This window comes from Allobosea sp. Root381 (genome assembly GCF_001429395.1).
GTDB lineage: Bacteria > Pseudomonadota > Alphaproteobacteria > Rhizobiales > Beijerinckiaceae > Allobosea.
Genome location: NZ_LMJT01000009.1, coordinates 42,423 through 60,162 on the forward strand (window position 1 = coordinate 42,423; position 17,740 = coordinate 60,162).

A 17,740-nucleotide genomic window follows, 5' to 3' on the forward strand; every position below is an offset into this window, starting at 1 on the left:
CAGGGGAAGTGTGCGCCGGCTTTCGATTCGTTCCAAGCGAGAAAGACGGGCGCCAAGCGTGAATGACGGGCGGTGGTGCCGATTATCGCGCCTTGCGGCTTTCCACGATGGCGATGGCGGCGGCGAGCGCCTCGTCGATGGTCAGCGCCGATGTATCGAGCAGCACTGCGTCCTCGGCCGCGCGCAGTGGGGCGTCGCTGCGGCCCGAATCACGGGCGTCGCGACGGCGGATGTCGGCGAGGATGCCTTCGAAGGTGGCAGGCTCTCCCCGGCCGGCGAGCTCCTTGTGGCGGCGCGCGGCGCGCACCTCCGGCGTCGCCGTGACGAAGAGCTTGGCCGGCGCCTGCGGGCATATCACGGTGCCGATGTCGCGCCCGTCGAGCACGGCGCCGCCGGGCTGCGCGGCGAAGCGGCGCTGGCGCGCGATCAGCCCGCTGCGCACCGCCGGCATCGCCGCGACGACCGAGGCTGCCTCGCCGATCTCCCTGCCGCGCAGGCTGTCCTCGGCGAAGGCGCCGTCATCGAAGGTTAAGACCAGCCGGCCTGCGGCGTCCGCATCGCGGATGTCGTGACCGGCGTCGAGCATGGCGCGCGCGACCATGCGGTAGAGCAGGCCTGTATCGAGATAGGGCAGGCGGTAATGCGCCGAAAGCCGGCGCGCCAGCGTGCCCTTGCCGGAAGCCGCCGGGCCGTCGACCGCGATGACGAGACCCGCCGGCGCCTGGGCAACGCTCATCCGATCTCGGCTCCCAGCCCGTTCATCAGGGCCGTGAAGGTCGGAAAGCTGGTCGCGATCATGGCGCCGTCATCGACCTGCATCGGCTTCTGCGTCGCCAGGCCCATGACGAGGAAGCTCATCGCGATGCGGTGGTCGAGATGGGTCGCGACGGTGCCGCCCCCCGTGACCTCCCCGCCCGAGCCGTGGACGACGAGGTCGTCGCCGTCGATCGCGCAATCGACACCGGCCGCTTTCAGCCCGGCCTCGACGGCGGCGAGCCGGTCCGATTCCTTGACCCGCAGTTCCTGCAGGCCCCGCATCCGGGTCGTGCCGGTGGCGAAGGAGGCGGCGACGGCCAGCACGGGATATTCGTCGATCATCGAGGGCGCGCGCTCGGGCGGAACGGTGACGCCCTTCAGCGCGGAGGCGCGGATGCGCAGGGTCGCGACGGCCTCGCCGCCTTCATTGGCCTCGCTCTCGACGGTGATGTCGGCGCCCATCTCGCGCAGCGTCGTCAGCAGGCCGCTGCGCAGCGGGTTGGTCATCACGCTCTCGATCCGGATGTCGGAGCCCGGCACGATCAGCCCGGCGACCAACGGAAAGGCGGCGGAGGACGGGTCTGCCGGGACGACGATCGGCGTCGCCCGCAGCTCGGGCTGGCCCTTCAGCACGATCCGTCTGCCGTGCTCGCCCTCGGGCGTGACGACGACATCGGCGCCGAAGTGGGTCAGCATCTTCTCGGTATGGTCGCGCGTGGCCTCGGTCTCGATCACCGTGGTCTCGCCGGGAGCGGCGAGGCCGGCCAGCAGCACCGCCGACTTGATCTGCGCCGAGGCGACAGGCGTGCGATAGGTGATCGGCAGTGCCTCCTTCGGCCCGCGCAGCGTCAGCGGCACGCGCCCGCCCTCTTCCTGCGAGACGATCACCGTGCCCATCTGCGCGAGCGGATCGAGAATGCGGCGCATCGGGCGCTTGCGCAGCGAGGCGTCGCCGTCGAAGGTCGTGGTGATCGGGTGCGATCCGCAGACGCCCATCATCAGGCGCGAGCCGGTGCCGGCATTGCCGAAGTCGAGCACGCCTTCCGGCTGGCGCAGGCCACCGACGCCGACGCCCTGGACGCGCCATGCGCCCGGCCCGTCCTGATGCACGATGGCGCCCAGTGCCCGCGCGGCATCGGCCGTGCGCAGCACGTCCTCGCCCTCGAGCAGGCCGGTGATCCTGGTCTGGCCGATGGCGAGCAGGCCGAAGATCATCGCGCGATGCGAGATCGACTTGTCGCCTGGCACGCGGACGCTGCCGCGGAGCGGGCCGGAACGGCGCGCGGTGACGGGGACGGGGTTCTGCGCGTGGGCCACTGGATTTCTGCCGGCTGTTCGATCGGGAATGCCGTGCCCTAGCACGCCGCTTTGCTGCACGTCACGTCCGGCATGCTTTCCGTAGTCTCCGGGGCAGGCGGGTGAAAAACAGGGCTTGGCCTTTGCGCCGCGCCGCGCCAGCATGAAATCAACATTTGACAGGGCGGCTCACCCCGACTAACGGACGCGCCTGCTTTTCAGAACATGCATGATTGAAGGTCCGACGCAGTGGCGAAAACGGAACTTGGCACGAAGCGCGTTTGCCCGACCACGGGCCGCAAATTCTACGACCTGAACAAGGACCCCATCGTCTCGCCCTATACGGGACAGTCCTTCCCGCGCTCGGTGTTCGAGCCGCAGGCGAAGGCGGCGGCTGCTGCTGTCGCGGCCAAGCCCGCTGAGGACGAAGAAGAGGCGGAGGCCGCCGACGGCAACGTCGAGCTCGTCTCCCTCGACGAGGCGGACGCCGAGGCCAGCGAGAAGGACACGGTCGTCACCAGCGAGGACGACATCGAGGTCGAGGACGACGGCTCCAGCGACGACGACGACACCTTCCTGGAAGAAGACGAGGAAGGCTCGGACGACGTTTCCGATCTGATCGATGGCGACATCGAGGGCGACGAGGACGTCTGAGCCTCTGCGGCGGCGGCGTGAAAAAAAGAATGACGATCAGGCGACAAATAGGCGCTTGTGTCTTCCGCCGCTCCCGCCTATAGAGCCGCTGCGCCGCCGATGCGGCGCCCGGGTTCCGGGCCTTCCTCGCCAGATGGTGAGTGGCGCGTAGCCCAAATACCCCGGCTGACTCCCAGATCAGCCGCTTGAGAGTGGGGCCATAGCTCAGTTGGGAGAGCGCTTGAATGGCATTCAAGAGGTCGGCGGTTCGATTCCGCCTGGCTCCACCATCTCCCCCCGTCATGTGCTGATTTGCTGACGCCTTGGAAAGCGGTTTGACCGCTACACCGGCATTTGCCCCGACATCGCGCAGCTTGCTACGGACCGAAACAGGCTGGAACGCCAGCTGTCGTCCCGATCCTCAAGCGATTCGGCCGCTGCTCGGCGGGTTGCCCTTGCGTCATGTGTGCCGCAAGATGATGCCGCCATAACATGCAAGGGGGCCGATATGCGTTTTTTGATCGCTATGACCGCCATCGTCGCAAGCAGCGGCGTATCCCTCACCGCCGCTGAAGCGGCTTGCACCGGAAGCAACGGTCGAGGCTGGGGGAGTGGACAAGGGTCCGGCAGTTTCCAGATGACGGCAGCCGACAAGGCGTGCCAGATCAGCTTTCCCGGTATCGTCGACGATCGGGCAGGTACGCGGATTCCCGCGACAAACGTCACCATCACGCGAGGCCCGGCCTCGGGGAAGGTCGGCGTCGTGGCGGGACGCGGGCTCACCTACACCCCGAACAAGGGCTTTACGGGAAGGGACACCTTCTGCACGAGCAATACGACCCCGAAGGCGCCGGGCGTGACCCTGGCGGGGTGTATAACCGTCGCCGTGAATTGAGGGCTCGGCGGGCCCGGAATAGCAACGCCTGAAACGGCTCGGCCGTCGTCCGTTTCCGCTTCCGGTATCCTGGCCCGGCCTGTACGACCCGCTCTTTCGGCAGACTGCCCCGCGGGCCGGTCGCGATTGGCTAGGCAGGCAAAAGGACATGTGCCGGATCACGCTGGCCGTCGCCGCGTGACCCGTCATGCTTGTCCGCATCAACGCATGACGACGACCTTCGCGCCTGTCCTGACGCGCTCATAGAGGTCCGTGACGTCGCGATTGGTCATCCTGATGCAGCCGGAGGACACGGCCGCCCCGATCGTGTCCGGCTCGTTCGATCCATGGATGCGGTAGAGGCTGGAGCCGAGATAGATCGCCCGGGCGCCCAGCGGATTGTCGATCCCGCCCGGCATATAGCGCGGCAGGTCGGGCCGGCGCTTCAGCATCGCCGCGGGCGGGCGCCAGTCCGGCCATTCTCGCTTCATCGTGACGCGCTTGGTTCCCGACCAGCTGAAGCCCTGCCGGCCGACGCCGACGCCGTAGCGGAGCGCCCGCCCCTGGCCGAGGACGTAGTAGAGCCGCCGCTGACCCGTCGAGATCACGACCGTGCCGGCAGGCTGTTTTCCAGTCCATGGCACGAACTGCCGCGGGATCGACTGCTCGCTGAAGATGTTGAGGAAGTCCGCGAGGCCGCGGCTGAGCGGGTTGTCATAGGCGCCGGCGGATGCCGGTAGGGCTAGGACGGCGATGGCGAGAGCGATGGCGCGCAGCATGATCGGACCCTCGAGGCCCCCCGCCCGAAATGTGGAAGGAATGGGCGAGGCCGGTCAAGGCGGGCGCGCGCAACCCTGGTCTTCTCAACGGCGACGCGTGCAATCGCCGCCCCGGCAGCCTTTGGGAGGTTGGGAAAGCCGGGGCGGCGAAGACGCGAGCCGCGAAACGCGCGACCCAATCATTCAGTCGCGGTAGGAGGCTTCGAGGTTCAACGAGGCCCGGCAGATCGGGGATGATGGTTCAGGCGGCTTCGTCGAGGCCAACCTCGAAAGGCGTCAGCGCGACGGTGTCGCCGCGGACCGAGACGAGCGTGTTGCAGGGCAGGGCCCGCCAGCATTCGCGCTCCGCATCGATCGGCTCCGACGCGACGATGACGCTGTCCTCGCGGCGGCAAAGATACAAGGTCGGCGGCCGGGCATCGGAGGACCAGCGCACGGCATGGATGGTTTCGCCATCCGCAAGCGCCGCGGCACAGCGCAGCGGTTCGCGAATGCCCGCCTGACGCATCAGCGCGAGCGCGTCGCCGAGCGAAGCGGCGAGCGCCTCGCCGGCCGTCAGCCCGCCTTCGATGCGTGCCAGGGTGAGCAGGAACAGCACCTCAGAATCGGTCGTGCCGACCCGCGCCGCATAGAGCGAATCGGGGATCAGGGCTTCGAGCCTGCGCCGGATCGCTCCGTAGCCGCCGATCTGCCCGTTATGCATGAAGAGATGGCGGCCATGGGCGAAAGGATGGCAGTTCGCTCGGGTCGTCGCCGTGCCAGTCGCTGCCCGGACATGGGCGAAGAACAGGTGCGAGCGCACCTGCCGGGCGATCGAGAGCAGGTTCTCGTCGGACCAGGCCGGCCGGACCTCGCGATATTGGCCGGGCTCGTGCCGGGTGCCGTACCAGCCCACGCCGAAGCCGTCGCCATTCGTGCCGGTCTTCGCCTCGGCCGCGTGCAGCGACTGGTGGATCAGCGAATGGCAGGGCGCCGCGACAAGATCCTCGAGGAAGACCGGCGCGCCGGAATAGGCAAGGAAACGGCACATGATGCTGCCCGAATCAGCCGCGGCGGGGCGCCGCGTGCAGAAGATTATTCTCCGACGATGAATGGCGGAATAACGGCCGAGCGCGGCTACGTGGCGTTCTCGATTGCCCCGCCCATAGCCTCCCTATAACCGTAGCCCGGATCGAACGCATGAAGGGCAGGCGGGGCATGGCGTTGAAAAGCAATCTGACGCGGCTCGCCGTGGCGCTGGCCATATGCCTTGCTTCGAGCGCCGCGCTTGCCGCAAGCGACATCGGCGGCGCCTCGATGGGCGTATTCTGGGCGCTGCCCTTTGCCGGCATGCTGTTGTCGATCGCGCTCGGGCCGGTGCTGTTCCCACATCTGTGGGAGCTGAGCTATGGCAGGTTCGCCGCCTTCTGGGCCGCTCTGGTGCTGGTGCCCCTGGTGTTGCTGCGCGGCTTCGAGCCGACGCTGGCCGCACTCGCACATACCGCGCTGCTCGAATACCTACCCTTCATCATCCTGCTCTTCGCGCTGTTCACCATCGCCGGCGGTATCCTGATCATGGGCAACCTGCACGGCACGCCCGCGACGAACACCGCCCTGCTGGCGATCGGCACGCTGATGGCGAGCTTCGTCGGGACGACGGGCGCCTCGATCATCATGATTCGCCCGGTGCTGCGGGCCAATGACAGCCGGCGCCACAACGTCCACGTCGTCGTCTTCTTCATCTTCCTGGTGTCGAACATCGGCGGCTCGCTGACGCCGCTCGGCGACCCGCCGCTCTTCCTCGGCTTCCTGCGCGGGGTGAGTTTCTTCTGGACCACGACGCACCTGCTGTTTCCGACGATCTTCGCCGTGGCGATCCTGCTCGCGCTGTTCTTCGCCCTCGACAGCTGGCTCTTCCGCAAGGAGGAGGGCTTGCCGGCCTTGAGGGACCCGACGCCGGATCGCGCCATCAAGCTCTACGGCAAGGTCAACATCGTCCTGCTTGGCGGCGTCATCGCGGCGATCCTGATGTCGGCGAGCTGGAAGCCGGGGATCATGTTCGACGTCGCGGGCTCGAAGGTCGAGCTGCAGAACCTCGCCCGCGACGCGATCCTGCTCGCCTTGGCCGGATTGTCGCTCAAGCTGACCCCGAAGCCCGTCCGGGCCGGCAACGAATTCTCCTGGGGGCCGATCCTTGAGGTCGCCAAGCTCTTCGCCGGGATCTTCGTCTGCATCATTCCGGTGCTGGCGATGCTGCAGGCCGGCCGGGACGGCGCCTTCTCCGGCCTCGTCTCCCTCGTCAGCAATTCCGACGGCAGCGACAGCACGCTCGCCTATTTCTGGCTGACCGGCATCCTGTCCTCGTTCCTGGACAACGCCCCGACCTATCTCGTCTTCTTCGAACTCGCCGGCGGCGACGCTCAGGCCCTGATGACGACCGGCGCGCTGACGCTGGCGGCGATCTCGGCCGGTGCGGTGTTCATGGGCGCCAACACCTATATCGGCAATGCGCCGAACTTCATGGTCTATGCCATCGCCAAGGACCGGAAGGTCGCGATGCCGAGCTTCTTCGGCTACATGCTCTGGTCGGGCGCGATCCTGATCCCGATCTTCCTGCTGCAGTCGCTGCTCTTCTTCCGGTAAGGCAGCCGCGAATTCCGTGGAAATGCGTCGTCATCACGGGCAACCGCAGGTCGTCCCAGGTTCCATCATAGAGCGCCGCCGGGCCGTATCCCGTAGCGCCGCCGCTTCGCGGCTTGTCCGGATGACGACGCGGTTCCTAGAGGCTTTGGTGGCCGGCGGAGACGGCCCAAGCCTCAACGGGCAACCTTGAGAGCCTTCCGCGCCTCGCTGGCGCCCGTGTCGCGCCGCTGCTTGGCGGCTTCCATGTCGAGGCTGACCATGAAGTCCGAGATGCGCGGGGCGATCTCGGAGCGAAAGCGCGAGCCGTTGAAGACGCCGTAATGGCCGACTCCCTTCTGGAGATAGTGCACGCGCTTGTCGTCGGGAATGTTGGGGCAGAGGTCATGGGCGGCCTGGGTCTGGCCGACGCCGGAGATGTCGTCCTTCTCGCCCTCTACCGTCATCAGCGCGACGCGGCGGATCGCGGTGCAGTCGACCGGCTTGTCGCGATGCATCATCGTGCCCTTGGGCAGGGCATGCTCGACGAAGACGGTCTCGACCGTCTGGAGATAGAACTCGGCGGTCAGGTCCATCACCGCCATGTATTCGTCGTAGAAGTCGCGGTGCTTCTCGGCGGAATCACCGTCGCCGTCGACGAGGTGCTTGAACATCTCGTAATGCGCGCTGACATGGCGGTCCATGTTCATCGCCATGAAGCCGGACAGCTGCATGAAGCCGGGATACACGTCCCGGAAGGTGCCGAGATGCGGGAACGGCACCTTGGTGATGCAGTTGCGGCGGAACCACTCCGTGCCGCGCTCCATCGCCAGCCGGTTGACTGCGGTGGGCGAGCGGCGCGTGTCGATCGGCCCGCCCATCAGCGTCATCGAGCGCGGCGCGCAGTCGTCACCATCGGCCTCCATGCGGGCGGCGGCCGCAAGGACCGGCACCGAAGGCTGGCAGACCGCCATGACATGGGTTTCCGGGCCCAGCATCTGCAGCATGGCGATGACGTAGTCGATATAGTCGTCGAGATCGAAGCTGCCTGCAGTCAGCGGGACCAGTCGGGCATCCACCCAGTCGGTGATGTAGACCTCGTGTCCCGGCAGGAAGGCTTCGACCGTGCCCCGCAGCAGCGTGGCGTAATGCCCGGACATCGGCGCGACCAGCAGCACCTTGGGCTGCGGCTTGCGGCGGCCTTCGATCTTGCGGTCGAAATAGACCAGCCGGCAGAACGGGCGCTCCCAGACCACGCGCTCCTCGACCGCGACCTTGATGCCGTTCATCGTCGTCTCGGCCAAGCCGAAGGCGGGCTTGCCGTAGCGCCGCGTGGTGCGCTCGAAGAGCTCGCAGGAGGCGGCGACGGTGCGGCCGAAGGGCGTGTAGCTCAGCGGGTTCGCCGGATTCTTGAACGCCAGATGCAGCGCATCCGACATGCCCCGCGCGGGGCTCAGCATCATGTGAGCCGTCTCATAGGCATGGTAGGCAAACGACATGGCGGCCCCGTACATACGATTCGGTCCTTCGTGCGTCGCACCATCCCATGGCGCGCTGCAGCAGGAACGCAGCCTAGGGCTAAATTGTTCTGATTCAATCCCGCAAAAGGCTAAGAATTCCCTCCGACGCCGTTTTTGCCACAGCGAATGCGCCGTCGGAGTGCCTCCAATGAGCTGGGCCGCCCCATGAACTTCCCGGATCTCGCCTCGCCGGCGCTCGACCGCGCAAACCGGCATCTGCGGCTCGACACGCTGGTGCGGCTGCGCTGGCTCGCCATCGCCGGCCAGAGCCTGGCGGTCGCGGGCGTGCATTTCGGCCTTGGCTTCCCGCTGCCCTTCGGCTGGTGCTTCACCGCGATCGCGGTCTCGGCCTGGCTCAACATCGCGTTGCGCATCCGCTTCCCCCTGAGCCACCGGCTGCATGCCGGTGCGGCGACGACGCTTCTCGCCTTCGACATCATCCAGCTTGCGGCCCTGCTCTATCTCACCGGAGGGCTGCAGAACCCGTTCTCGATCCTGTTGCTCGCACCGGTTATGATCTCGGCCACCGCCCTGCCGCCGCAGCGGACGCTGCTGCTCGGCGGGTTGGCGATCGCGCTGGCGACCCTGGTCAGCGTCACCTATTTGCCCTTGCCATGGGCCGGGCCCAACCGACCGGTACTGCCGCCCTATTACCAGCTCGGCAGCTGGGTGGCGCTCGTGCTCGGGCTGGGCTTCACCGGCATCTATGCCTGGCGTGTCGCCAAGGAGTCGCGCGACCTCTCGGATGCGCTCGCCGCCACCGAACTCGTGCTGGCCCGCGAACAGCATCTCTCGCAGCTCGACGGCCTCGCCGCGGCCGCAGCCCATGAACTCGGCACGCCGCTGGCCACGATCACGCTGGTCGCCCGCGAACTGGCGCGGCTCGCCCCGCCCGATGGCGAGATGGCTGAGGATATCGCCTTGCTGCGCGACCAGGTCGAGCGCTGCCGCGGCATCCTTGGCAAGCTCGCCTCGCTCCAGGACGATGATGCCGGCCCGCTCGACCAGCTCGGCTTGCGCCTTCTGATCGAGGAGGCGGCCGGCCCGCAGCGCCCTTTCGGAGTGCCTTTCGAAATCGTGATGACCGGCGAAAAGCCGGAGCCGGTCTGCCGACGCAATCCCGGCATGATCTACGGACTCGGCAACATCGTCGACAACGCCGTCGATTTCGCCCGCTCGACCGTGAGCATCACGGCCGAGTGGACGGCCGCACGCGTCGTGCTGACCATCGCCGATGACGGCCCGGGCTTTCCGCCTGACGTGCTGCTGCGCGCCGGCGATCCCTATCTCACCCACGGCGCCGGCGAGAATCGTGCCGGCGGTGGCCTCGGGCTCGGGCTTTTCATCGCCAAGACGTTGCTCGAGCGCGGCGGTGCGGCGATGGAATTCTCGAACCTGCCGGCACCCGCCAGCGGCGCCTGCGTGCGGATGAGCTGGCCGCGCGAGGTCTTCGAGGCCGATTTGCCGCGGTTCGGCTACAAACCGTGAATTGCCGATCCCACATGGGATGGGATGATGGATGGATGCACTGCGGCGGGAGCCGCGCTACAATTCTGCCGGGCAAGGCCCGGAAGGAGAGTCTGATGCAGGATACCTTGAGCGAAGCCGCGCCGGTCGAGACGGACAGCGACATGTCGCTGCTGCTGGTCGACGACGACAAGCCCTTTCTGACCCGGCTCGCCCGGGCGATGGAAGGACGCGGCTACTCGGTCCGCATCGCCGAAAGCGTGACGGCCGGCATTGCCGCGGTCGAGGAGGCGGCCCCGGCCTTCGCAGTGATCGATCTGCGCCTCGGCGACGGCAACGGGCTTGATGTCATCGCCAGGCTCAAAGAGCGCCGCCCCGATGCGCGCGGCGTCGTCCTGACCGGTTACGGCAATATCGCCACCGCCGTCAGCGCCGTAAAGCTCGGCGCCTTCGATTTCCTCGCCAAGCCGGCCGATGCCGACGAGATCCACGCCGCCCTGGCCGCGGCCCGCGATTCCCGCCCGCAGCCGCCGGAAAACCCGATGTCGGCGGACCGCGTCCGCTGGGAGCACATTCAGCGCGTCTATGAGCTCTGCAACCGCAATGTCTCGGAAACCGCGCGTCGCCTCGGCATGCACCGGCGCACGCTGCAGCGCATCCTCGCCAAGCGCGCGCCGCGCTAGGGAGCTTTCCGATCAGATGGGCGTCCGGTTCGCCGTCATTGCGAGCGCAGCGACGCAATCCAGGGGGACGTGCAGCGCGGCCGCTCTTGGATTGCTTCGTCGCTTGCACGCCTCGCAATGACGGGGTCAGCGCTTCAACTTGATCTGACCGCGCGGCGTCAGACCCCCGGGTCCTCGATCAGCGCCAGACGGGCGGCTGCGAGCTTCGCAAAGGCGATGGTCAGTGCCTTGCGCCGGGCTGGGGCCAGGGGATGCCGCGGTGGCTCCCGGATCAGCGCGCCGCCATAGGCGTCGGCGACGATCAGCCCGACATCGTCGGGCAGGATCTCTTCCGGGAACTCCGGCGCCACGGCAAATAGGAAGCCGTCGCAGAAGTCGCGATAGTCCGGCCACTTGCCGTCGATGCGGTAATCCTCGATCCCCGACTTGACCTCCACCACCAGCAATTCGCCGGCGGGCGACAGGGCGACGATGTCGCCGCGGCGGCCATTGGCGAAGGTCATCTCCTTGACGATGGCATAGCCGCGCTCGCGCAGATGCCGCCCGGCGCCGCGGCAGACCGCACGGGTGATGTCGGGCCGCGTCGGCGGCGGATTCAGGGCAGGGTCGGCAAGCGGCATGGCTTATGTTCTCTCTTTGTCCGGACCGATGCAAGAGGGAATGACTGCGTTTGGCTCGCTTTCCGCGTCCTGAGGGAGAAAACGGGCTCCCGCTTTCAGGCGTCATGCTCTAGGAAATTGGCGACCCGCCATGGTGCTGCCCGCCTTGCAAACCGCCCTCACTGCCCTCCTCGTCCTCTTTGCTGCGGCTGCCATTTCGGCGGTGCTCTGCGTCCTGCTCCGGCCTTTGCTGGTGCGCTATGCGCTGGCGCGCCCGAACGCCCGCTCGAGCCATCGCGTACCGACGCCGCAGGGCGGGGGCATCGCCGTGCTCGCGGGGGCCTTCGTCGCGTTATGCCTTTTGGCGCCGCTCGCATCGACGGCCGCCGAGGGCCTCGTCTTCGTCATGGTGGCCGCGGTCGCGCTCGCGATCGTCGGCGCCTGGGACGACATCAGGCCGCTCCCGGCCGGGCTGCGGCTCGGCTTGCAGGCGCTCTGCGTCGCGGTGGTGATCGTCTATGCCGCGCCGGAGGTCAGGCTGTTTCCGGAGTTGCCGCTCGGGGTGGAACGCTGCCTCGCGCTGCTCGCCGGGGTCTGGTTCGTCAACCTGACCAATTTCATGGACGGCATCGACTGGATCACGCTTGCGGGCTTCGTGCCTCTTGCCGGAGCGCTGATGCTGGCCGGGAGCATCGGCCTGATCGACCCGGCGACGGGGCTGCTTGCCGCCGCCCTTTGCGGTGGCCTGATCGGGTTCGCGCCCTTCAACCGGCCGACCGCGCGGCTTTTCCTCGGCGATGTCGGCTCGCTGCCGATCGGGCTCGTCACAGCCTATCTGCTCTACCGGCTGGCCGGGACGGGCGCGCTCACGGCGGCCTTGATCCTGCCGCTCTATCATGTCGCGGATGCCAGCATCACGCTGCTGCGCCGCCTCGCGCGGCGCGAGAAGGTCTGGGAGGCGCATCGCTCGCATTTCTATCAGCAGGCCACGGCCAATGGCTGGAGCGTCATGGCGGTCGTGACGCAGGTCGCGCTGCTGAATGTCGTGCTGGCCGGGCTGGCAGCGGTCAGTATCCTGGTGCCGGCAACGGGAGCGCAGATCGGCTGCCTCGTCGTCGCGGTCCTGTTGACCAGCCTCCTGCTGCGACGCTTCTCCCGGCCGGCCATGACCTCATGAACGGCGAGCGCGTCCTCGTCACCGGCGCCGGGGGCTTCGTCGGGCCGCATGTCGTTGCGGCATTGATGGCGGCCGGCTATCGCCTGCGCCTGGCCCGGAGGGCCCCGGCTGCGGTTCCCGAGGACGTTGAGGCCGTGGTCACCGGGGACCTCGCCGCGCCGGTCGACTGGAGCCGGGCGGTCGACGGCGTGGCGCATGTCGTGCACCTCGCGGGCCTCGCCCATGCTGGCCCCGGCCTGGACGAGTCGCTCTACCGGCGCATCAACACGCAAGCCACGCTCGAACTCGCGCAGGCGGCCTATCGGGCCGGCGTCTCGCGGTTCGTCTACATCTCCTCGATCAAGGCGCAGTCCGGCGCCTTCGACGGCCCGCCGTTGCGCGAGGACGATGCACCCGCGCCGGACGACGCCTATGGCCGCTCGAAACTTGCCGCCGAGCAGGGGCTCGCCGGGGTCGATCTCGACTGGGTCGCGCTGCGCCCCGTGCTGGTCTACGGGCCGGGCGTGAAGGCCAATATGGCGGCGCTGCTGAAGCTGGCGCGCTTGCCGGTGCCGCTGCCCTTCGGCGCGCTGACCGCGCCGCGTTCGCTGCTCGCGGTCGAGAACCTGGCCGATGCCATCCTCTTCGCGCTGACGTCGCGATGCCCGGCGCGGCGCGCCTTCACCGTCTCCGATCGCGAGCCGATCAGCGTGGCGGGCATCCTGACGGCGCTGCGGGCGGGCCTCGGCCGCGATCCGGGGCTGATCGCGGTGCCGCCGGCGCTGCTGCGCGGCACAGCCCGTCTCGCCGGCCGGGGGGAGGCGTTCCTCAAGCTGAGCGGCAGCCTGGTCGCCGCGCCCGAAGGCTTGCTCAGGGCAGGCTGGCGGCCGCCGCTCGAGACGCGGGCTGCTCTGGAGCGCCTGGCGGCGTCTTCTGGCGCTCGCTGAAATCCGGGATCGCCTCGTCGAGCACGGCATCGACGGCTGCGCGGTCATCGCCCTCCAGCGCCGCTTCCAGCTGCGCCAGCCAGCTCTGCAACTGCACGCGGTTGGCGAAAACCGGCTTCGCCGCCATCACGCCGTCCAGCCCGGTCTCGGCCATCGGCTCGTCGCGGGCGAACAGGATCTCGTTCATGCGCTCGCCCGGCCTGACCCCGGAGACCGCGATCTCGATATCCTCGCCGGGCTCGAAGCCGGCAAGGCGGATCATCCGCTCGGCGAGGTCCATGATCCTGACCGGCTGGCCCATCTTGAGGACGTAGACCGCGGCGCGCTCGGCTTCCGGCCCGTCGGAGCGAGCATGCGAGGCGGCGGTCAGGACGAGGTCGCAGGCCTCGCGGATCGTCATGAAATAGCGGATCATGTCCGGGCTGGTCACCGTCACCGGCCCGCCGCGCGCGATCTGTGCCTTGAATTTCGGCACGACCGAGCCGACTGAGCCCAGCACGTTGCCGAAGCGCACGGCCACCAGTCGCATCCCGGCGGCGGCCGCGACGAACTCCGCATCGCGCGACTGGGCGTACATCTCGGCGAAGCGCTTGGTCGCGCCCAGCATCGAGACGGGCTCGATCGCCTTGTCGGTCGAGATCAGCACGAAGATCTTCGCCCCGGCCGCGATGGCGGCATCGGTGACGTTGACCGAGCCGAAGATGTTGGTCTTGACGCCCTCGCTCCAATCGGCCTCGAGATAGGGGACATGCTTCAGCGCGGCGGCATGGATGACGATGTCGGGCCGGAAGCCCGCGAAGAGCGGCGTGATCCGCGCCCGGTCACGGACATCGGCCAGTGCGCCCGAGACGATCGTGTCATGCTCATGCGCGACGAGCTGCTCCGTGATCTGGAACAGGGCAGGCTCGGAACTTTCGACGATCAGCAGCTCGGCCGCGCCGAAGGTGGCGCAGCGCAGGCAGATCTCGGAGCCGATCGAGCCGCCGCCGCCGGTGACGATGACGCGCTTGCCCTTCAGGAAGGCGCCGAGCCGGTCGCGGTCGATGCGGACCGTCGAGCGCACCAGCAGATCCTCGATCTCGAGCGGTGCGATCTCGGTGTCACGGCCGCCCTCGCCGAGGGTCTCGATGCGCGAGATCGGCAGGGAGAGCTTGCGCGTGCGTGCGAGCCATTTGTCAGGCTCGGCCTCGGGCAGGAGCGAGCTCGGCGTCGCGACGATGCGCCGGAAGCCCTCGCCCCGCTCGGCGGCGTCGGTCGCGACCCGCTCGATGTCCGACAGCAATCCGAGCACCGGAACGCCCCGGATCGACTGGCCGAGGTCGTCGCTGCGCGGGGTCAGGATGCCGGCCGGGCGCAGCTTGCGCATGGTTCCGGCCTCCATCGCGCGGATCACCATCTCGACGTCGAGCCCGCGGCCAAGCAGGAGGGCGGGCAGGGTCGCTTCGCGCGCCGCGTGCCGGCGGGTGCGGGCGAATTTGAAATAGCGATAGGCGAGCCGTGGGCCGCCGAGCAACGCGATCTGCACCAGCCAGTAGAGCGCGATCGTGATCTTGCCGAAATAGAAGGCGCCGTAGAAATTCGGCGCGACCAGCACATAGTCGGCGACGAGCAGCGTCAACGTCAGGATCGAGACCGCCTTGACGATGTTCGACAGGTCCGGCAGCGACGCGAACCGCCATTTCGAGCGGTAGAGCGAGAAGAACCAGTAGACCAGCCCGGCATAGGCGACGAAGAACGGCAGGAAGCTCGGGACGTAGCGCAGGTGTTCTTCAAGCTGCCAGCCCTCGAAGCGCACGATGAAGACGAGCAAGATCGCCAGCGCCGTCACCACGAGATCGTGGGTGACGACGGCGAGCTTCTTGAAATTCTGCGTGGGGCGACTGGCCATGAGGCGCGGTATCCTGTTCCCTCGGCGCCTTGTCAACGCGGCTTCCGCAAGGGGGCGTCGCCGGGCCCCGTGCTCAGTTGCCGGCCTGGGGCCTTTCCAGCGCGGCCAGGACGAAGGCGATCAACTCGTCGGCGCTCGGTCCCGGCATCTGCTCGCATTGCGTGATCAGCAGCGGATGCATGAAGCGCATCATGGCGGTGCGCACGCAACGCGTCGCATCCGATGGATCGACTTCGCGGAACTCCCCGGAGGCGACGCCGTCCGCGATGACGCGCCGGAGCACGGCGTCGAAGCGTTCGATATGCTCGAGAATGGCGTCCCAGCTCTCCTCCATCGCTGCACAGACCATCTCCTGCATGCGCAGATGGTCGGCATAGCGCGCCGCGTTGAGACGGAAGGAAACGGCCAGGATGTCGCGCAGCCGGCCCGCGGCGGGGCGCTGCTCGGCCGCGATCGCAGCGATGGCGTCTTCCTGCTCGCGCTTGTAGCGCTCCAGCACGGCCTCGTTGATCGCCTTCTTCGAGTCGAAGAAGCGATAGACGTTAGCGGGACTCATCCGCAGCGATTTTGCGATGTCGGCGACAGTCGTCTTCTGATAGCCGATGTCCCGGAAGAAGCGCTCGGCGGTATCGACGATGCTTTGCCTGGTGTCGCGCTCTGGAAGACTCACGGCTTCTGCCTGTTTCGTTGCATCGTAGGCGTGGCGGAATTTATGATTATGACGAATTTCGTCATTCGTCAACATCATGGATAATAAGGTCTTTCATCGCGATATCCTGTCACGTCCCGACACGCTTTGATCTGGATGAAACCAGGCAGGGCGCTGCCCGATGACTGAAAGAACGTCCCGCCCGAGAGCCTGTTCCGTATCGGATCGGCCTATCAGGACTGTTCGGCACGGGCGCGCGCCAGACCGATGATGGCCTCGATGTCGAGATGTTTCTCCAGATGCGCGGCGAGTCTGTCGAGCGTGGCTTCGACATCACTGTCGTAGGAGAGCGTCGATGCCAGGCGACGGCGCCCGAACCCCGCCAGGCAGGCGGCACGCACCGCATCCGACGCAAAGACGCCGTGGAGATAGCTGCCGATGACGCGTCCGTCGGCACTCGCCGCGCCCTCGGCCCGATCCCAGACGCGGAACGGTGCGCGGACCCGGTCGGGGCCCTCCGTCCGGCCGAGATGGATTTCGTAGGCACGGCCCGCAGTCGCGCTCGCCGAATGGGAAAACGCGACCTCCCGCACCGTTTTCGTGCCCTCCAGCACGGTTTCGACATCGAGAAGCCCGAGGCCGGGCGCCTCGCCCGCAGGGCCTTCCAGCCCGTGCGGATCGCGAACAACGCGGCCGAGCATCTGATAGCCGCCACAGAGTCCGAAGACATGGGCGCCCCGCCGGCGGTGGGCGAGGATATCGATGTCCCAGCCCTCGGCGCGCAGGGCCGCGAGGTCCCGGAGCGTCGTCTTCGATCCCGGCAGGATGATCAGGTCGGCATCGCCCGGAAGCGCCCGGCCGCGCGGGACCATATCGAGGTCGACCGCCGGTTCGAGCCTGAGCGGATCGAGATCGTCGAAATTGGCGATGCCTGGAAGGATCGGTACGGCGATTTTCAGCTCGGCATTGGGTTTGGCGACGCTCTGGCGCAGGTCGAGCCCGTCCTCCGCGGGAAGGCGCGCTGCGCCCGCAAACCAGGGGATGACGCCGAGGCAGGGCCAGCCCGTGGCCTGGCGGATCGTCTCGACGCCGTCGCGGAACAGCGCGACTTCGCCCCGAAAGCGGTTGATCGCGAAGGCGCGGATCATCGCGCGATCCGCCTCGTCCAGAACCGCATGGCTGCCGACGAGGCTGGCGATGACGCCGCCGCGATCGATGTCGCCGACCAGGATGGCGGGGACGCCAGCCGCATGCGCGAAGCCGAGATTGGCGATGTCGCGGGCGCGCAGATTGGTCTCGGCCGGCGAACCCGCCCCCTCGACGAGGACGAGATCGGCCCCGGACGACAGCCGTTCGAAGCTCTCCAGCACCTTGGGCAGGAAATCGCCGCGCCGGCTGAAATCGCCCGAGGCCAGGTGGCCCGCGACCTTGCCCTGAAGCACGATCTGGCTGCCGGCCTCGCTTTCGGGCTTGAGCAGAACCGGGTTCATGTCGGGGTGGGGCGGAATGCGGGCGGCGCGCGCCTGCAGGGCCTGCGCCCGGCCGATCTCGCCGGCGGCGGTGGCGGCCGCGTTGTTCGACATGTTCTGCGGCTTGAACGGCCTGACCTTCAGCCCGCGATCGGCGAACAGGCGGCAAAGCCCGGCGACGATCAGCGACTTGCCGACGTTCGAACCGGTACCGAGGATCATCACGGCGGGGGTGCGCGGAGTGCCCATGCGGCTGCATAGGCGGCGGCTCGATCCGGAGCAACCGGAGTGCCGTGCTTTCGCTGCAAGAAGGGGAGGGTCACCGGTTCACGCCAAATCCCGCTACGCCAAAGGGGCGAAGTCGCAGCAGGCGCCCGTCGTGAACCGGCCGACTCACTAGACTATGATTGGTGATGAATGTCAACA

The 17,740-nt window shown here is 67.8% G+C and carries 16 protein-coding genes and 1 tRNA gene; 8 read left to right on the forward strand and 9 right to left on the reverse strand.

All coding sequences use genetic code 11. The features are described 5' to 3' along the window. Window positions 1-82 precede the first annotated feature (82 nt). Together cmk and aroA are read right to left on the reverse strand one after the other, a co-directional pair. Window positions 83-736: a (d)CMP kinase gene (cmk, locus tag ASE63_RS09665; RefSeq protein ID WP_056800228.1), complete on the reverse strand. Its 654-nt coding sequence runs from the start codon at window positions 734-736 to the stop codon at window positions 83-85. Then, window positions 733-2,073, reverse strand: coding sequence for a 3-phosphoshikimate 1-carboxyvinyltransferase (gene aroA, locus ASE63_RS09670; protein ID WP_056800231.1), 1,341 nt, complete (start codon window positions 2,071-2,073; stop codon window positions 733-735). The genes cmk and aroA overlap by 4 nt, the downstream gene beginning before the upstream one ends. Window positions 2,074-2,301: 228 nt before the next feature. On the opposite strand from aroA, the gene ASE63_RS09675 reads away from it, so the two are divergent. From ASE63_RS09675 to ASE63_RS09685, 3 genes are all read left to right on the forward strand, one after another. Beyond that, window positions 2,302-2,706: a TIGR02300 family protein gene (locus ASE63_RS09675; protein ID WP_056800233.1), complete on the forward strand. Its 405-nt coding sequence runs from the start codon at window positions 2,302-2,304 to the stop codon at window positions 2,704-2,706. A gap of 193 nt (window positions 2,707-2,899) precedes the next feature. Then, window positions 2,900-2,975, forward strand: a tRNA-Ala gene (locus tag ASE63_RS09680). A 218-nt stretch (window positions 2,976-3,193) separates the two neighbouring features. Beyond that, window positions 3,194-3,580 carry an Ig-like domain-containing protein gene (locus ASE63_RS09685; protein ID WP_056800236.1) on the forward strand — a complete coding sequence of 129 codons (387 nt, stop codon included), beginning with the start codon at window positions 3,194-3,196 and terminating at the stop codon, window positions 3,578-3,580. A gap of 200 nt (window positions 3,581-3,780) precedes the next feature. Here the strand turns inward: ASE63_RS09685 and ASE63_RS09690 are convergent, their stop codons facing one another. Both ASE63_RS09690 and ASE63_RS09695 read right to left on the reverse strand, forming a co-directional pair. Beyond that, a complete protein-coding gene (locus ASE63_RS09690) occupies window positions 3,781-4,338 on the reverse strand; it encodes a L,D-transpeptidase (protein ID WP_056800239.1) in 558 nt (185 codons plus the stop codon). A gap of 241 nt (window positions 4,339-4,579) precedes the next feature. Further along, complete coding sequence (locus ASE63_RS09695) at window positions 4,580-5,368, reverse strand: class II glutamine amidotransferase (protein ID WP_056800243.1); 789 nt, start codon at window positions 5,366-5,368, stop codon at window positions 4,580-4,582. 149 nt (window positions 5,369-5,517) lie between these two features. Between ASE63_RS09695 and ASE63_RS09700 the strand changes: the two genes are divergently transcribed. Then, on the forward strand, window positions 5,518-6,960 hold the full coding sequence (locus ASE63_RS09700; RefSeq protein WP_156410284.1) for a sodium:proton antiporter: 1,443 nt from the start codon (window positions 5,518-5,520) through the stop codon (window positions 6,958-6,960). Window positions 6,961-7,133: 173 nt separating this feature from the next. Here the strand turns inward: ASE63_RS09700 and phaZ are convergent, their stop codons facing one another. Continuing rightward, window positions 7,134-8,435 (reverse strand): polyhydroxyalkanoate depolymerase, encoded by a 1,302-nt coding sequence (phaZ, locus tag ASE63_RS09705; RefSeq protein WP_056800647.1) that lies wholly within the window; start codon window positions 8,433-8,435, stop codon window positions 7,134-7,136. Between the two features lie 186 nt (window positions 8,436-8,621). Between phaZ and ASE63_RS09710 the strand changes: the two genes are divergently transcribed. Together ASE63_RS09710 and ASE63_RS09715 are read left to right on the forward strand one after the other, a co-directional pair. Then, window positions 8,622-9,944, forward strand: a complete 1,323-nt coding sequence (locus ASE63_RS09710; RefSeq protein WP_056800249.1) for an ActS/PrrB/RegB family redox-sensitive histidine kinase — start codon at window positions 8,622-8,624, stop codon at window positions 9,942-9,944. 95 nt (window positions 9,945-10,039) lie between these two features. Further along, window positions 10,040-10,606, forward strand: coding sequence for an ActR/PrrA/RegA family redox response regulator transcription factor (locus tag ASE63_RS09715; protein ID WP_056800254.1), 567 nt, complete (start codon window positions 10,040-10,042; stop codon window positions 10,604-10,606). A gap of 158 nt (window positions 10,607-10,764) precedes the next feature. Here the strand turns inward: ASE63_RS09715 and ASE63_RS09720 are convergent, their stop codons facing one another. Beyond that, window positions 10,765-11,226 (reverse strand): MmcB family DNA repair protein, encoded by a 462-nt coding sequence (locus ASE63_RS09720; RefSeq protein ID WP_056800257.1) that lies wholly within the window; start codon window positions 11,224-11,226, stop codon window positions 10,765-10,767. Between the two features lie 130 nt (window positions 11,227-11,356). Here ASE63_RS09720 and ASE63_RS09725 point away from each other — a divergent pair, with 130 nt between their 5' ends. Both ASE63_RS09725 and ASE63_RS09730 read left to right on the forward strand, forming a co-directional pair. After that, the gene (locus ASE63_RS09725; protein WP_056800258.1) at window positions 11,357-12,382 is read left to right on the forward strand and encodes a glycosyltransferase family 4 protein; all 1,026 of its coding nucleotides are present in this window, start codon (window positions 11,357-11,359) and stop codon (window positions 12,380-12,382) included. Then, window positions 12,379-13,308, forward strand: a complete 930-nt coding sequence (locus ASE63_RS09730; protein ID WP_056800261.1) for an NAD-dependent epimerase/dehydratase family protein — start codon at window positions 12,379-12,381, stop codon at window positions 13,306-13,308. The genes ASE63_RS09725 and ASE63_RS09730 overlap by 4 nt, the downstream gene beginning before the upstream one ends. Here ASE63_RS09730 and ASE63_RS09735 read toward each other — a convergent pair. The 3 genes from ASE63_RS09735 to ASE63_RS09745 form a co-directional block, all read right to left on the reverse strand. Then, window positions 13,232-15,196: a nucleoside-diphosphate sugar epimerase/dehydratase gene (locus ASE63_RS09735; RefSeq protein WP_056800263.1), complete on the reverse strand. Its 1,965-nt coding sequence runs from the start codon at window positions 15,194-15,196 to the stop codon at window positions 13,232-13,234. The two genes, ASE63_RS09730 and ASE63_RS09735, sit on opposite strands and share 77 nt — an antisense overlap. Window positions 15,197-15,269: 73 nt before the next feature. After that, a complete protein-coding gene (locus ASE63_RS09740; protein ID WP_056800650.1) occupies window positions 15,270-15,866 on the reverse strand; it encodes a TetR family transcriptional regulator in 597 nt (198 codons plus the stop codon). A gap of 212 nt (window positions 15,867-16,078) precedes the next feature. Continuing rightward, window positions 16,079-17,563: a cobyric acid synthase gene (locus tag ASE63_RS09745; protein ID WP_244491355.1), complete on the reverse strand. Its 1,485-nt coding sequence runs from the start codon at window positions 17,561-17,563 to the stop codon at window positions 16,079-16,081. Window positions 17,564-17,740 lie beyond the last annotated feature (177 nt).

What these genes read in the sequence shown, in the direction of transcription:
- cmk (WP_056800228.1), bottom strand. Translation starts at nt 736, where the DNA reads ATGAGCGTTGCCCAGGCGCCGGCGGGTCTCGTCATCGCGGTCGACGGC.
- ASE63_RS09685 (WP_056800236.1), top strand. Translation starts at nt 3,194, where the DNA reads ATGCGTTTTTTGATCGCTATGACCGCCATCGTCGCAAGCAGCGGCGTA.
- ASE63_RS09690 (WP_056800239.1), bottom strand. Translation starts at nt 4,338, where the DNA reads ATGCTGCGCGCCATCGCTCTCGCCATCGCCGTCCTAGCCCTACCGGCA.
- ASE63_RS09695 (WP_056800243.1), bottom strand. Translation starts at nt 5,368, where the DNA reads ATGTGCCGTTTCCTTGCCTATTCCGGCGCGCCGGTCTTCCTCGAGGAT.
- ASE63_RS09700 (WP_156410284.1), top strand. Translation starts at nt 5,518, where the DNA reads ATGAAGGGCAGGCGGGGCATGGCGTTGAAAAGCAATCTGACGCGGCTC.
- phaZ (WP_056800647.1), bottom strand. Translation starts at nt 8,435, where the DNA reads ATGTCGTTTGCCTACCATGCCTATGAGACGGCTCACATGATGCTGAGC.
- ASE63_RS09710 (WP_056800249.1), top strand. Translation starts at nt 8,622, where the DNA reads ATGAACTTCCCGGATCTCGCCTCGCCGGCGCTCGACCGCGCAAACCGG.
- ASE63_RS09715 (WP_056800254.1), top strand. Translation starts at nt 10,040, where the DNA reads ATGCAGGATACCTTGAGCGAAGCCGCGCCGGTCGAGACGGACAGCGAC.
- ASE63_RS09720 (WP_056800257.1), bottom strand. Translation starts at nt 11,226, where the DNA reads ATGCCGCTTGCCGACCCTGCCCTGAATCCGCCGCCGACGCGGCCCGAC.
- ASE63_RS09725 (WP_056800258.1), top strand. Translation starts at nt 11,357, where the DNA reads ATGGTGCTGCCCGCCTTGCAAACCGCCCTCACTGCCCTCCTCGTCCTC.
- ASE63_RS09730 (WP_056800261.1), top strand. Translation starts at nt 12,379, where the DNA reads ATGAACGGCGAGCGCGTCCTCGTCACCGGCGCCGGGGGCTTCGTCGGG.
- ASE63_RS09735 (WP_056800263.1), bottom strand. Translation starts at nt 15,196, where the DNA reads ATGGCCAGTCGCCCCACGCAGAATTTCAAGAAGCTCGCCGTCGTCACC.
- ASE63_RS09745 (WP_244491355.1), bottom strand. Translation starts at nt 17,563, where the DNA reads ATGGGCACTCCGCGCACCCCCGCCGTGATGATCCTCGGTACCGGTTCG.